Below are 12,949 nucleotides of genomic sequence, written 5' to 3' on the forward strand. Positions count from 1 at the left end.
GATAAGCGCTGGGGAGCCAACTCTCCAGGGCCGTACAGCAGTACGGTGTCGACATGCGCCCCGACACGCCTGCCGATCACACCACCGAAGCCGAGCGTCTGCTCCGCACCGCGGGGCAGTACCCGGAGGACCGCGAACCCCTGCTGCTGCGCGCGGCGGCCCACCTGGAACTGGCGGGCCACCGCGAGAGAGCGACGTCCCTGTACGACTCGCTCCTGGCCTCCTCCCCCGCCGCGCCGCTCCTCATCAGGGCGCTGAAGGCGGCGAACCTGTGGGAGTACGGGCACGAGGCCGAGGCGCGGGCGATCATCGACGGCGTCCGTCGGGCCCGCCCGACGGAGCCGGAGCCGTGGGAGATCGTGGCGGAGACGCTGGAGTCCCACGACGAGCTGGAGGCGTCGGAGGCGACGTTCACGGAGGCGGCGACGCTGCTCGTGGCGCCGACCTCGGCGGAGGACCTGTCGTACGCCCTGCAGTCCCTGCTGACCGGGCGCCACCGGGTCCGCCGCCTGCTGGCGCTGCCGCACGACGACCACGACACCCTGGCGGACCGCCTCCACGCGGGGGACGTTTCCCTGGACGAGCTGCACGACCCCAAGCGCCTGTGGTCGCTGGGCTCCTCGGACCCGGCGGAGCTGCAGGCCGAGATCACCCGCCTCCGCTCGGAGCTGGGCTCCTACCGCACGGCCCTGTCCCGCCCCTTCCCTGTCGCCGTCCTGCACTGGCCGGAAGCGGAACTGGACGAGCTGCTGGCGGCCTACCCGGAGCTGGAGGCGGAGTACCCGACGTACCGGGCCCACCTGACGGACATCGAGGCCTCCCTCCGCGAACTGGCCCAGTCCGGCACCCCCAACCTGGGCATCGTCCCGGCCACGGTCCCCTCCTACGAGGCCTTCGCCGCCTCCGAGTCCTCCTCCCCGGCCAACGCCGACCTCCTCCCCCAATACGCCACCACCCTCGCCGCCCGCGGCCACGCCACCCCCTGGCCCCCGGCGAGGGGGGCGGAGTGCTGGTGCGGGTCGGGGAGGACGTATGGGGGGTGCCACGGGAGCGACGCGCGGGAGTAGTCGAGCTGACGGATATCGATTCCGCGGCCGTCGATGTCATTGCGGTCCATTAGGGTCGCTTGATCACATGCGGCGCGCGTATCCCAAGGCGAGACATGACGACTGACTGGCAGTTCGAGGTACCCACCAGTGGCAGCAAGCACCTGCCTCCGGACGCCCGCTACATGGAGGCGCTCAGCAGTCAGGGCTACGGCTTCGAGGCGGCCGTAGCCGACCTCGTGGACAACTCCATCGATGCCGGCGCCAAGGACGTCGTGATCCACTTCCTACGCGATGGGGACCGGCTCGTCAGCCTTCTCATAGTCGACGACGGCAAGGGGATGGACGAGACGGAGTTGGACGTCGCGATGACCGTGGGCGGGCGTCGGGACTACGATGCCAGGGCTCTCGGGATGTTCGGCACGGGCCTGAAGTCGGCCTCTCTCAGTCACGCGGGAGCCGTCACCGTCGTCAGCAAGGTCCGTCGGACTCGAGCGGCCGCTCCGGCCGGTCGCCGTTGGACGATGGAGCGTGCCGTGAACGGCTATCAGTGCGACATCGTCGCACCGAACTATGCCCAGCAGCTCGTCGACCGCTACTACGACTGTCCGATCGTCTGGCAGGGCACGATCGTCCGCTGGGACGAGGTCAAGAACTTCCCGCGGACGGGCGGGGGCCAGACCGATCGGTATCTGCTCCGGACGATCAACAGACTGGGGCTTCACCTGGGTCTGCATCTGCACCGGTTCCTGGCGCGAGAGGACTTCAACATCACCATCGCCGTCGAGGACGTCTCCACCGGCGTCGAGTACATGAACTTCGGCGTCCAACCGCTCGACCCGTTCGCCTACCCGGTCACCGGGCACCCCGACTACGCGCGCACATTCGTCGCCCACGTTCCTTCTGTGGGCCCCGTGATGCTGGACGCTCACATCTGGCCCGCGAAGTCGAACACGGACGAGTTCAAGGCCGTGGGTACGGGCATCGACCGGCAGGGCTTCTACTTCTACCGGCACGACCGGCTGGTCCAGGCGGGCGGCTGGAACAATTTCCGGCAGCCGGAGCAGCATCTCGCCTTGGCGCGCGTCGCCGTCGACCTCCCTGACGGTGCCGTCGCCTCCGACGTGTTCCGTCTCACGGTGAAGAAGGACGGGGTCGACACGTCCCCCGAGTTCGTCACTGCGTTGGAGTCCGCTGTGGACGCCGACGGCCGGCCGTTCTCCCAGTACGTGGCCGACGCGGACGCTACGTATCGGTCGGCGCGGAAGCGTACCGCCACGACTCGCAAGCCCGTGATCCCGGCCGGCAAGGGCTTCGAGGCAACCGTGCGGGAAGCGATCGAGGACGAATTGCCTCTGATACCCGGTGAGGAGCCGATCGCCGTCCGGTGGCAGAAGATCGACAACGGCACGTTCTTCGAGATCGACCGAGAGACTCGGACCATCGTCCTCAACCATCACTATCGGGCCGCGATCCTCGGCGGCCGCCGCGGTGGACTGAACGACGCGCCGATCCTCAAATCACTCATGTACCTGCTGCTCCATCAGGTCTTCGAGAAGGAGTACAGCGGCAGTCGCGAGAAGGACAACCTGCAGCTATGGCAGTCCGTTCTGGTGGCGGCGGCTCGGGCGGAGCTCAACCGGGCGGCGGAGAATGACTGATACCGAAACCGGCCCCTCCCTCGCCTGGTCGACGGTCGAGCACTACCTGGGGGAAGGGCAGAGCGCGAGCTACCGCCTGTCCGCCGCCGACCGACATCCCGTGGTGTCGTACGAGATAGGTGACGGCGGCAGGGACATCGCCCTGTTCGTCGAACTGGCCAGAAACCAGCAGCCGCCCCGTTCCTCGCTTCCCGCCGTTCGGATAGATCAGGTGGCAGTGGCAAAGGGGCTGCGGATGGCCCGCATCCGTACCACCCAAGTGGCTCTGATGCGAGATTTCCACGACATGCTCCTCGCCGTGGCCGATCGGATCGTCACGCGCAACCGATCCCTGGATCGTGCGTTCACCGAGACCGTGGAGGGATGGAGTTCGCTGCTCGACCGGCCCCGGGAAATGAGCGTCGAGCGTCGGATCGGCCTCTTGGGCGAACTGTCCCTGATGACACGGCTTGCCGAGACGTACGGATGGGGGACCGCCGTGACCGCCTGGACGGGGCCGTACGGTGAGGAACACGACTTCGCCCTCGGCGACTTCGACATCGAGGTGAAGACGACGGCAACGGAGCGACGCCGTCACGTGATACACGGCATTGGACAGCTGCATCCGACACCGGGCCGGCCGCTGTGGTTCGCCTCCCTTCGGTTGACCCGGGGAGGTGCCGGGGGCCGCACCTTGGCAGAGTCGGTGCAGAGCGTACGGGCCGGCGTGGCGGACCAGGCCCCGACGGTCATGGCCCGCCTGGATTCCGCCCTGAAGCGCTCCGGATGGTCGCCCGATCGTCAGGACGACGAGCGCTGGTCACCGCGCGACGAGGCCCTGGTCCTCGCTGCCGAGTCGGTGCCTCGACTCACCCCCGAGTTGCTCGCCGCCGCGGCGTTCGAGCGGATCTCGGCCGTGCGGTACGAAACCGACGTGACCGGGCTCCCACCCACACCTGGCGCGCCGGTGGACCTGTCCGGCCTTCGCCTTCCCTGAGCTTTCCGTCCCCTCCCTGCCTTCCGACGTACGAGGAACCGCAATGACCAGTCCCGACACAGCTGCCGGCATCCGGCTCGACCTGCACGCCCGCGTCCTCGGTGACATGAGCTCGGGAAAGCCCAAGCGCCTCGTCCGTGCGCTGGAGTATCAGGCCGAGGACCTCGTGTCGGAGGCGATGGAGTACGCCACGGAAGCCGATTTCGCGTCCGTCCTGCGCGACGCACGTGTCACGGACTCGTTGGTCGAACTGTGGCGCAAGCAGCTCACCCGCTGGGACTTCAACGAGAACGTGGCCTGGTCGAGTCACCCGCCTCGGACAGACGAGCGGCGGGCCGACGTGTACCGGTTGCTCGGCATCGGGGACGACACGAGCAAGCTGCTCGACACCCTCGTGCCCGTGTCCAAGGCCGCCGGGGCGGTCGTGATCAGCACCGAACACACCCCCTGGTACACACCGCAGTCCCTTCAGGGGCGCCCGTGGTACTGGCCTGCGTACCGAAAGCTACTGGTGGGCAAGGGTTGGCCTGAGGATGTCGTCGCCGGTCTCGACGAAGCGACCGACCGTGTGGTGGAGCGGCTGGCCGACCCTACGGCGCCGGAGGCGTATCAGTCGAAGGGCCTCGTCGTCGGATACGTCCAGTCCGGCAAGACCGCCAACTTCGCCGGTGTCATCGCCAAGGCCGTCGATGCCGGCTACCGGCTCGTGATCGTCCTGGGCGGTACGCTCAACATGCTTCGCGCGCAGACCCAGCGTCGCCTGGACATGGAATTGGTCGGCCGCGAGAACATCATGCGGGGGGCGAGCGAATACGAGTCCGACTACGCGGACGACCCCGCCTGGAGCCAGGGCAAGTTCGCCACTTTCGGTGCCATGCCCTCCTCCCTCGGCGCCTTCGACATCCATCGGATGACGACGCGGGACGACGACTACCAGAGCCTCCTGCAGGGCATCGTGGCCCTCGAATACGAGAAGCAGGAACCCGCTCTGCCGCTATACGATCCCCGAAACCTGCATCGGGCCGCAGCCCGCCTGATGGTGGTGAAAAAGAACAAGCAGGTGCTGACCAAACTGGTGAAGGATCTTCGAAAGATCAAGACACCGCTCTCCGAGATCCCGGTCCTGATCGTCGACGACGAATCCGACGAAGCGTCGGTGAACACTTCCGATCTGGCCAAGCCGAACGCGGAGCGTACGGCGATCAACCAGAAGATCTCCGAATTGCTCCGCATGCTGCCGCGCGCGCAGTACGTCGGCTACACCGCGACACCCTTCGCTAACGTCTTCATCGACCCCAGCGACACGGAGGACATCTTCCCGAAGGACTTCATCATCTCCCTGCCCCGGCCGAACGACTACATGGGCGCACGCGACTTCCACGACCTCGACTCGGATCTGTCCGACGGGGAGCGGACGTACGCCGACTCCAACGAGATGGCGCACGTCCGGGACATCGTGGTGGAGGATGACGAGGACGACACGTGCCTCGAGCGCGCCATGGACATGTTCGTGCTGACCGCCGCGATGAAGCTGTACCGCGAGGACAAGGGCAAGCTCGGCGACGGCTACTTCCAGCACCACACGATGCTCATCCACGAATCCGTCCGGCAGGATGTCCATCGCGAGCTGCTCGGCAGGGTCACCCGGCTCTGGTGGGACGCCGGCTACCTCGGCGCTCGAGGGTACGAACGATTGCGGACCCTGTTCGACACGGACATCGCCCCGGTCTCCGCAGTACGCGCGGACGGGCAGGCCGTACCGGCTTCCTTCGACGAACTCATGCCCTACGTCGGGCCGGCTGCGGTACGGATCGGCGGAGACCAGAGACCGATCATCGTCGTCAACGGTGACAAGGACATCGAGACCGGCGAGGCGGACTTCGACAAAAGGTCCATTTGGAAGATCCTCATCGGCGGACAGAAGCTGGCCCGCGGCTTCACCGTGGAGGGCCTGACCGTCTCGTACTTCCGGCGCCGTGCCGGCAACGCCTCCACCCTGATGCAGATGGGCCGTTGGTTCGGCTTCCGCAAGGGTTACCGGGACCTGGTCCGGTTGTACCTCGGCCGTCAGGAGACCATGGGCAAGAAGGAGATCGACCTCTACGCGGGCTTCGAGGCGATCTGCAGGGACGAGGAGGCGTTCCGTGCCGAACTGGCCCAGTACTCGGTGACCGTCGACGGGCGCCCGCAGGTCACCCCGGACAAGGTGCCGCCGCTGGTATCACAGCACATCCCGTGGCTGAAGCCGACCAGCCCGAACAAGATGTACAACTCTCGACTGGTCACCCTCAGGTCCCCCGGTCAGTGGCAGGAACCGACGGCCTACCCGACGAAGGTCTCCGATCTGCGACACAACACCCACCTGTGGACGCCGGTCCTCGATTCCTTGTCGACCGAGCCGACGCAGCTCTGTTACCACTTCGCGAAGAAGGGTGTCGCCCACCGTTACGCCGCTTTCACGGGGGTCGTGGGCGCCGCAGAGCTCTTCGAGCTGGTGTCCGGCGTCAGGTGGGGGGCTCCCTCGCAGTTCGATCCGCATCTCGACTATCTGCGGGAGATCACCGACAAGACCGCCCAGGTGGACGACTGGGTCGTGCTCGCACCCCAGCACGCCCAGCCGGGCCGACGGATCCGGCTCGGCGCTGCCGGCCGCACTTACTCCTACTTCGCCCGTGACCGTCGTCGTGATCCACTCTTCGGCGCCATCAGTGACATGAAGCATCGCGCGGCAGCCATGCGCATCGCGGGCGGAATGCCCGATTCAGGTGATGTCGCCGTCGAAGGCCTCGTCGGGCCGCGTCGGGGCGCGATCGTCCTCTACCCGATCGTCGAGGCCGCGCACCGGGCCGCGATCGTGGAGGGCGAGGCGGTCGATCCGAGTCGGGTCGTGATGGCTTTCGGCTTCGTCGCTCCCGCCTCGGCCCGCAGTGACGACGGCCGCGTGCTGCGGTTCACGACCATCGACTCCTCCCAGGAGGGCGTCGCCATCATCGACACCGCCGCGGCGGCCCGCTGACGTGCCAGGAGAGCGTGATGTCCACCGAGACGACCCGTATGAAGAGCGTCGGCGTGTGCACCGGCGCCGGGGGCCTCGCCCTCGGTTTGGAGCAGGCCGGGTTCGACCCGGTTCTCCTCCTCGACAACAGAGCTGTCAGTTGTGAGACGTTGCGTGCGAATCGACCGGCGTGGAACGTCCTGGAGCTCGACCTCCTCGAATTCGACCCGATCGACCACCAGCACACCTACGACGTGGACCTTCTCGCCGCGGGCCTGCCCCGCGTCAAGGCCGCTGCGTCCGTGGGTCGTGCCGATAGGAACGACGAGCTTGAGGTGCTGAAGGCCACGATCATGCTGATGCATGCTGTCCGGCCACGTGCTCTGTTGATCGAGAACGTGCCCGACCTGGTCACCAAGCCGGCCTACGGCCCGATCAGGGAGTACATCGGTGAAGAGCTCGTCCACCTCGGCTACGAGCTGCACTGGTTCGTCCTCAACGCCGTGGATTTCGGAGTGCCGCAAGATCGCAGAGAGGGCGTCGTGATCGCGTTCGAGGGCGATCGTCTGGCCTCCTTCACTCCGCCTGCCGCCACCGTCACCCGGCAGCGGACGGTCGGGGAGGTGTTGGGCATGTCGATGGCGGTCCGTGGCTGGCCGCAGGCGGCCGAGTGGGCTGCCCAGGCAGACCGGCCCGCGCCGACCCTGGTCGGCGGGTCCTGGAACCGCGGTGGTGCGGATCTGGGGCCGACCGGCAGCAAGCGCGCGTGGGCACGCATGGGCGTGGACGGCGCTACGGTGGCCGACGACGTGCCCGGCCCGGACTTCGCCTGGAATCCGTCGCTCGGCCGTGCGGGAATGGTGCCCCTCACTGTGCGCCAGGCGGCCATGCTTCAGGGTTTCCCTCGCGACTGGGCCTTCGCGGGCCGAAAGACGGCGCAATACCGGCAGGTGGGCCACGCCACTCCACCGCCGGTCGGTCTGGCCTTGGGCAAAGCGATCAAAGCCGCTCTGGAGCACTGACACGGTCGGCCGGAATACGCCGACACCGGCCGATGCGAGGCGGCGGCCGACAGCCGCGTCTCCGGGACGGAGGGGCCGGGTAACCTTGGGCGCTGCTGGGGTCTCCCGGTCCCCTGCTGCTGGGGTCTCCCGGTCCCCTCGACGAACACATCACGCCTTCTGGAGATCACACGTGCCACGTCCCGAGATTGTCGACCTGTTCGCCGGGCCGGGCGGGCTCGACGTGGCAGCCCGTGACCTCGGCTACGAGGTGACCGGTATCGAGTTCGACCAGGACGCCTGCGACACCCGGACCGCAGCCGGACTCCTCACCTTGCAGGGCGACGTGCGAGATTTCGGGCCACACAAGTTCCCGAACGCGACCGTGCTGGCCGGCGGACCACCATGCCAGACGTTCACCGTGGCCGGCTCCGGAGCGGGGCGCCGTGCCCTTGACGAGGTGATCGAGTTCGTCAAGCGGATGGCGCGTGGTGAGGACGTCCGCTCACAGCTCGCCGTACTTGACGACGAGCGCACCGGCCTCGTCCTGGAGCCACTGCGATGGGCACTGGAAGCCATGCGTGATGGACGCCCTTACGAAGCGATCATCCTGGAGCAGGTTCCCGCAGTCCTCCCGGTCTGGGAAGAGTACGCCAAGGTGCTGTCCGCGAACGGTTACTGGGTGGCCAAGCCCAAGGTGCTGCACACCGAGCAGTTCGGCGTTCCTCAGACGCGGCGTCGCGCCATCCTGGTGGCCCGCCTCAACCGGATCGTCGAACTTCCGTCGCCCACCCACCGCATGTACCGCAAGGGCGTTCCTCGTGACCACGGCGATCCCCGTCTCGCCCCCTGGGTACCCATGTCTGCGGTGCTCGATCGACCGGCACCCTTCGAGGTGATCTCGAACTACGGAACCGGTGGCGACCCCAAGAGTCGTGGCCGCCGCTCCTCCGACGAGCCGGCCTTCACGGTCACCGGCAAAGTCTCCCGCAACCGAGTCGTCGGCCGGGACGGAGCCGAGCTTCCCCGCTTCTCGGAGGCCGAGGCCGGCATCCTTCAGACGTTCCCGGCCGGCTACCCCTGGTCCGGCCGGGCGATCGCCCAGCAGATCGGGAATGCGATCCCTCCCTTGCTCGGCCGGGCGGTCCTGACGGCCGCCCTCGGCACCGCAGAGGACTACGCCACCGGGGGCGAGTCCTGATCAGCTGGTCAGGCGAAGTCCGAGGGCTTCGACAGGACCACTCCAGGTGCGCGCGGAGCCGGAACGGACACGTCTGCTGCCTCGGACTCCTTGACGGACCTCCGCTCTCGCAGCGGAGCCTCGCTCTGCAGTTTTTCGAACAGGGGTAGCAGCGCGTCGACGGCCGCCGGCTTGACCCGCCCGTCAGAGGGGCCTTCCGGAAGGCGCTCCCAGTCCACTACCTCGCGGTCGCCCGCCTCGATCCAGTCGAGCAGCTCGTCGACGTCCGGATCGATGTCGGGCGCCAGCACCTCGTACATCAGGGTGCTGCCCGCGGCGTTCACCGCTGAGGAGAAGGCATTGACGTGGTCGCCTGGTCGCGCCACTCCCGAGTCGAGGAGGTCGCCGATCACACGGATCATGGCCTGGGCCGTCGGACGGTGATCGATCACGTCAAGGCGCATGGTCGTGTTCAGGACGTCCTGAATCCTGCAAGCCGTGGCGACGGGAGTGTAGTCGTCGCCGTTGCGGAAGAGTTCGGCTGCCCACCAGAGGCGGGAGAACGTCTGGGTGTAGTGAGGGCCACAGAACCGGGCAGCGGTTGCGATACCCGGGCTTTCCGCCTTGGCGGCGCCCTTGTGGCGCCAGACCACGTAGTCAGGGGCGACGATCATGGCGAGGTGGTTCCAGAGGCGCGTGTCAGCGGCCTCGGCACGGGTCATGCGGAGGGTGGCGTGGAGGCGGGGCGCGAGCCAGCCGTCGGCAGAGAATCGATCGTCGGCGAAACGTCTCATCGTCTCGTCGAGCAGAGTGCGGACGGGTTCGGTGCGCCGCCGCTGAGCGGTCTGCACGTCGTACGGGACGCACGCACGGCCGAGCGCCACTTGCGGCGGAAGTTCCAAGCCGGCCTGAATGCCCCGGCTGAGGTGCTTGGTCACGGCGGCGTCGGGCAGCAGCGCCAGTACGGGCGGCAGGTCCACGGGAGCGAGGTGGCTCATCGGGTTCCGCTCCTGTCCGCGGCGTCGAGGGCCCGCACCGCATTGGTCAGCTTCTTGGTCGTCCGGCTTCGCCTGCCCGCCGCGTACTGGATGGTCGTCTGGAGCTCGGACCAACCGAACCCCTTGGTGCGGCGCTCCTCGATGTCGTACAGGGCGTCGGTGAGCTGCCGTCCCGGGAGCACATCGGGAAGCATCATCCGGAGAACGGCCTCACGCCAGCCGGTGGGCAGGACGGGCGTGCCGTCCTCGTCGACGTCGAGATCACTGATGGCAGTGTGGAACATGGCTGTCCAGGCATCCTGAGCGATCTGTCCGGACGTCACGTCGCGCAGCATTCTCTCCGCCGGGCTGCCGCCGCTGCCACCGAGAAGTTCGACGAGTCCGTCGACGGATCCGGTGTTGAGGTAGACGGTGGGCACGTCGCCGGTCGTGTCCACGATCCAAGGAGCATCCTTGTACGGACGAAGCCATTCCTCTGGCCCCTCGCGAAAGTCCGTGGAGACGATCCCGATCTCCCGTTGGCGAACCGGGGTGGTGCCTTTGAGGTCCAGGTACCAGTCCTGCTCGGCAGTACCGATGACTCGGCCTCGGACTCCGTCGACGGTGGCGACGACCGTGAGACCGAGGGTGGCACGGCCGAGGTGACGACTCCGGTACAAGTCGATGCTCCCGCTCCAGGTGCCGTCGCTGGACCGCTCGAGGGTGGTGGTGGTGCGGGCGTTCGTCGCCTTCTCAGTCAGAGCGGCCAGACAGACCAGGTCCGTCCACTCGCCACCCGCGATCTCCTGCTCGGGGAGCGTCGCCTGGAGCCGGAACGTGCAGAACTCCCAGTTGCCCCGGCCGGCCTGGTGGAGGGCAACGGTCCGTTGGGGCTTGGAGATGTTGGCGTAGGGAAGCGGAGAAACGCCGTCGACGGTGCCGGAGAGCACGTCGAGGTCGACATCGCCGAAGAGGGTCGGATACGGGTAGACAGGCTTCACGCCGCTCCTCCGCGGGCCTTCTGGACATCGACGACGAGGCGGGCGAAACCGCCCTGGACGGGGTGAGTGGCCGGATCGGTCACTCCTGTGAACACGGCGGCGCGCACGCCGGGCTCCACGACGAGGTTGCCGTTGTCCACTCGACAGTGGTCCGACGCAGTGAGCAGGGCCCACCCCACGGCCGGACGGCCACCGGATCGCACGTCGAACTTCGCCACGGGCGTCAACACCCACGGGTCCTCGGCGTCGGGAAGCTTGAGCCCGACCGTGACGTTCCAGGCACCGCTCTCCTCCACGCGCGCCTGCACACTACGCACGACCGGGAAGCCCTGGGAACGCCTCCCAGCTCCGGTGGCACCGACCCCTCCGTCCAGTTTGAGCAGTTCGCGAAGGGCGGCGGGGCCGCCGGTCGGTGCGGCCTCACGGCGTCCGACCAGGCCTCGTACTGCCTTGTCGATCTCGGCCCTGAACTCCTTGAGACGACTGAGCGCTCCGCGCTCGTAGAGAGAGGTGAGCTCCTCCGTGCGGTCCCAGCGGTCGTGCTCGGGAGGTTCGGAAGCGCGCAGGAAAGCCTCCGCCAGCTCGACGTCCTCGCCCACCCTGCCGGTGGCGTATCCCGCGAGAAGCACAGCCTGGAACGGCGCCGTACCCAGCGGAAGTTCGCGCGGACGCTGCTCCGTGATGGTCATTCGGTTGCCGCGCATGCAGACGACTCGGCTGTGTCGCTCGTCCCGATCGGCAGCCGCGGTGAGGAGCAGAACGGCAGGATGCTCGCGTCCCTTGTCCCTGGTCCGACCGCGCCCCTTGAGGGGGGAGACGACGAGAGGTACCTCCGCAAGTGCGACCTGGTCGCCGGCGGTCAACTCGGAAACGGTCTCTCCGTCCAGGTACGCCTGAAGGGCTCGACCGAGAGCCGGGTGATGAGCATGGGGGTCGACCCGTTCCTCGGTGACGAGCACATGACCGTTTCGGAGGGTGGTGACGCTGGCCTCCATCAGTGCCCCGGCAGACCGGCCCCCGATCATGGCGGCCCAGAACCCGTCCGCGAGCGAACGGACGATCTTGTCGTGCATCTCCTGGAGAGTCTCGGCGTCCCCCGAGGCATCGTGGGCGCCGACGATCAGGAAGGAGGTGCCCGGGGCGGAGCCCTGCCTGGACAGGTGGAGAGCCGAGACCTCGTTCTCGTCAGCCCACCATGAGCGGGATACGCCCTTGTGCAGCGGCTCTGGTTCGGCTTCCCCGAACCAGGCCGGGCCGGCGTAGGCTTCGCCGTCGAGTTCGTGCCAGGGCAGGTCGAGCCGGCCCACGACGCGCCGTTCCAGGCGTCCCTCGTGCGGCTCCGAAAGCGTGGAGTTGACGAGGACGAGGCCCAGACGGCTGGTGGCCCACAGTGTGGCCTTGCCGAGCCCGTACGAACCACCGGCACGGCCGCCTGCCTGCTTGTGGCTGTCGAGCTGGCGGCGTACGACGGCGGCGTAGCGACCGTCCTGGTACTCCGGCCCGGTCAGACCGGCCGCGTTGTAGTCCTCGACGCGGAGCAACAGCAATGAACGCTGCTCATCCAGGTCGTCGAGGGCGGCACGGAGGCTCCGGGACACCTTCTGTCCCCCCACGGCAGCGGCTTCGTAGTGCGGCCGTAGGTCTTCCCACCGCATGGCGGTGAGGAAGGCGTCGAGGTGCTCGCCGCTGAGTTCGTGCAGGACGTAGCGGACTCGGACCGGCGCCGTACGGTCGAGGCGCTCGTCGAGGGAGTTCTGGGTGGCCTCTCGAGCGAGGACGGACAGGTCGGCGTCGAAGGCGAAGGCCGCGGCATTGCCGTATTCACGACCGCCGTCGGCGTGCGCAGGCCGATGATGCCACTGACGAGGAAGAGCGGACGCGATGTCGGCGGTGCGGTTGTAGACCGATGCGGGGTCGATGTCGAAGACGGAGGCGATGGCACGCTTGATCTCCTCACGCGGCTCTGCGCGCCCGGTGATCCACGCGGAGACAGCGGCTCGGGTAAGGCCGAGGCGCTGCGCGAGTTCGACCTGCTTCATGTCGGCTCGGGCGAGCTGGCGCTCCAACCAGGTACCGAACTCTTCGCCTTGCGGTTCCGTCACGCGTTTCCCC

9 protein-coding genes are annotated in these 12,949 nt (G+C 67.8%); 6 read left to right on the top strand and 3 right to left on the bottom strand.

The features are described from left to right. Positions 1–53 precede the first annotated feature (53 nt). The 6 genes from ABTZ91_RS31945 (at position 54) to ABTZ91_RS31970 (ending at position 8,880) form a co-directional block, all read left to right on the top strand. Positions 54–1,067 (top strand): SEC-C domain-containing protein, encoded by a 1,014-nt coding sequence (locus ABTZ91_RS31945; protein WP_352080719.1) that lies wholly within the window; start codon positions 54–56, stop codon positions 1,065–1,067. 95 nt (positions 1,068–1,162) lie between these two features. After that, the gene (locus ABTZ91_RS31950; protein ID WP_352080720.1) at positions 1,163–2,707 is read left to right on the top strand and encodes an ATP-binding protein; all 1,545 of its coding nucleotides are present in this window, start codon (positions 1,163–1,165) and stop codon (positions 2,705–2,707) included. Continuing rightward, positions 2,700–3,683, top strand: a complete 984-nt coding sequence (locus ABTZ91_RS31955) for a PD-(D/E)XK motif protein (RefSeq protein WP_352080721.1) — start codon at positions 2,700–2,702, stop codon at positions 3,681–3,683. Before ABTZ91_RS31950 ends, ABTZ91_RS31955 begins: the two co-directional genes overlap by 8 nt. Positions 3,684–3,726: 43 nt before the next feature. After that, the gene (locus ABTZ91_RS31960) at positions 3,727–6,699 is read left to right on the top strand and encodes a Z1 domain-containing protein (RefSeq protein ID WP_352080722.1); all 2,973 of its coding nucleotides are present in this window, start codon (positions 3,727–3,729) and stop codon (positions 6,697–6,699) included. 17 nt (positions 6,700–6,716) lie between these two features. After that, a complete protein-coding gene (locus ABTZ91_RS31965; protein ID WP_352080723.1) occupies positions 6,717–7,700 on the top strand; it encodes a DNA cytosine methyltransferase in 984 nt (327 codons plus the stop codon). Positions 7,701–7,872: 172 nt separating this feature from the next. Beyond that, positions 7,873–8,880 carry a DNA cytosine methyltransferase gene (locus ABTZ91_RS31970; protein ID WP_352080724.1) on the top strand — a complete coding sequence of 336 codons (1,008 nt, stop codon included), beginning with the start codon at positions 7,873–7,875 and terminating at the stop codon, positions 8,878–8,880. Positions 8,881–8,888: 8 nt separating this feature from the next. Here the strand turns inward: ABTZ91_RS31970 and ABTZ91_RS31975 are convergent, their stop codons facing one another. The 3 genes from ABTZ91_RS31975 to ABTZ91_RS31985 are packed head-to-tail and all read right to left on the bottom strand — an operon-like array spanning position 8,889 to position 12,876. After that, positions 8,889–9,857, bottom strand: a complete 969-nt coding sequence (locus ABTZ91_RS31975; protein ID WP_352080725.1) for a DUF6339 family protein — start codon at positions 9,855–9,857, stop codon at positions 8,889–8,891. After that, positions 9,854–10,837 (bottom strand): hypothetical protein, encoded by a 984-nt coding sequence (locus ABTZ91_RS31980; RefSeq protein WP_352080726.1) that lies wholly within the window; start codon positions 10,835–10,837, stop codon positions 9,854–9,856. The genes ABTZ91_RS31975 and ABTZ91_RS31980 overlap by 4 nt, the downstream gene beginning before the upstream one ends. Continuing rightward, positions 10,834–12,876: a helix-turn-helix transcriptional regulator gene (locus ABTZ91_RS31985; protein ID WP_352080765.1), complete on the bottom strand. Its 2,043-nt coding sequence runs from the start codon at positions 12,874–12,876 to the stop codon at positions 10,834–10,836. Before ABTZ91_RS31985 ends, ABTZ91_RS31980 begins: the two co-directional genes overlap by 4 nt. Positions 12,877–12,949: the final 73 nt, after the last annotated feature.

The sequence above is a fragment of the Streptomyces sp. NPDC126499 genome, assembly GCF_040302485.1.
Taxonomy (GTDB): domain Bacteria; phylum Actinomycetota; class Actinomycetes; order Streptomycetales; family Streptomycetaceae; genus Streptomyces.